At 34.5% G+C, this 1,893-nt stretch carries 1 protein-coding gene; it reads left to right on the top strand.

Features of this window, described 5'->3' with window-relative positions; all coding sequences use genetic code 11:
* The first annotated feature begins 465 nt into the window (after positions 1-465).
* Positions 466-1,542: a hypothetical protein gene (locus GO684_RS04950; protein ID WP_175939415.1), complete on the top strand. Its 1,077-nt coding sequence runs from the start codon at positions 466-468 to the stop codon at positions 1,540-1,542.
* Positions 1,543-1,893 lie beyond the last annotated feature (351 nt).

Raw genomic sequence — 1,893 nt, 5'->3', positions numbered from 1 at the left:
TTTGCTGATTCTACGACTTTTTTACCCAGTAATTTTGATTTTAATGCTATTTAAACTTCGCTATTTTACTTGCTTCAGCATGGCTTCTTTTCCATTATTATCTACCCGTTTCCTATACAGTAGGAATTAGTATAACTAGGGATCCTTTTTTTATTTAGTAAATTTTAATATTTTGGCTACCGTCGTCCCGCAGCTTATTAGTAGGATCTAGAAACATCGCAAATGAATTGCAGAATGAGCTGTGTCCAGCGTTGCGTGCTAAAATGACACCATCTTGGTGGACTGAGATTATAATATTCGTACAACTGTGCATTATACACTGGGATGATACACCCGCCTCAATGCTCGTAGGTTGTGTAACTTGGACCTAATTCTCTTAACTATGATTTAAACACCACAAATTTCGAGAGTTCAAATCATTTGAAATAATATAAAAAATGTGCTACAATTTGAAGCATAGTAAATGTGAGTGAGTCAGTTGTGACAAAAATATTAATCCCGCAGGCAAAGGACCAGGAACCTTTAAAGCCGTCTACTCAGGAGGTTAACAAGGATGAGAAAATCTTTAAAAAAGAGAAGCATCAGTTAATTTATCGTGCTTTTCTAGATACTTTGGGGAATTTAGAGAAGCAAACACAACGGGAGATAAATAAAATACAAGAGAAACTGCAAGGAGAGATCTCAGAACGGGAAGTACAAAAGTTGCGGTGTGAGCAACAGTCACTAGAGGAATTGTTAAATCGACTAAAGAATGAAGATGAAAAAAAGATTTTTACTTTTGTATTTAAGAACAGTGGAAGGGTGTTCAACGATGTTAGTTCAAAAATAAAACCTCTCAGTGAAGAGGATCTTTTTCGGTTTTTGCTTTCTGTATTTAAGGAAATTAGAGAAAAAAAATTAGCTAGTGAAGAGAATTTAAAGAATGGTAAAATAGGAAAAGTTGTAGCTGAGTGTGTTAGCAAAGAAGCTTGGCATCAGTTTGCTAACTTTGCTAAATACCAGATACCTGGTAGAGGATTGTTAGAAAAAATACCAGGTCTTGAAAAAGTTTTAAGTGTTGAAAAAAAAGAGGATGAACCACCACTTAGTGACGAAGAAATAGTAACAACGTTCTTGCGTAAATCTTTACTACCTGTTATTGCTTTAACGGCTACAATATTATTCGTAGGTTCAACTTTATTATTTAGTATTCCCCACTTTGTAACAATGGGGCTTGCTGTTTTTTGTTTTGCTACTGCTGAATATAACGCAATAAAAAGCCTCTTTTCAAATAACAAATCAGGTACTTTATATAGCCCTCACCCACAAGAGGAAGAGAAAAAAGAACGATGGAATGAGAAATTTCTTGATGGCATTAATAAAATTTTAGAATCCCAAGGTAAGGAAGCTGAAAAGAGTGAGCAATCTGCTGTAACAACTGAAAAACAATCTGCTCAAGAAAAAGTAAAAGACAATACGCCATTTACTAAACTGGAAGGAACTACTACAAATCAACAAAGTAGAGACCAAAGTCCTCAGAGTGTGAATGCTACTAGCTTATAACTCAGTTCCACATATTTGTTCACGGAGTGGCAAAACAAGATAAACAAGGTAGTATACAAAGGTAATGATAGAGCAAAAGTGAGGTAATATGGCAAATTTTTTAGAACTCTGCAAAAGTCTAAAGTAGGAATAGCAAAGTTAGAAGCAAAATAGAAAGATTGAAAAGAGAGAATGAAAGTTATAAAGCCAGGGAACAAGACTTTAAAGATAGAAAATACGATATAAATTTCCACTTTATAAGGAACGGATAGACAATAATGGAAAGGAAGCTTACTGAAGTAAGTAAAATAGCGAGGTTTCAATGGCATTGAAATCAAAATTATTGGGTGAAAAGGTCGTGGAATCAGCAAG

The sequence above is a fragment of the Wolbachia endosymbiont of Litomosoides brasiliensis genome (genome assembly GCF_013366805.1).
Taxonomy (GTDB): Bacteria; Pseudomonadota; Alphaproteobacteria; order Rickettsiales; family Anaplasmataceae; genus Wolbachia.
Note: the sequence above shows the minus strand (reverse complement) of the source record. Positions and strands in the feature narration are given on the sequence as shown.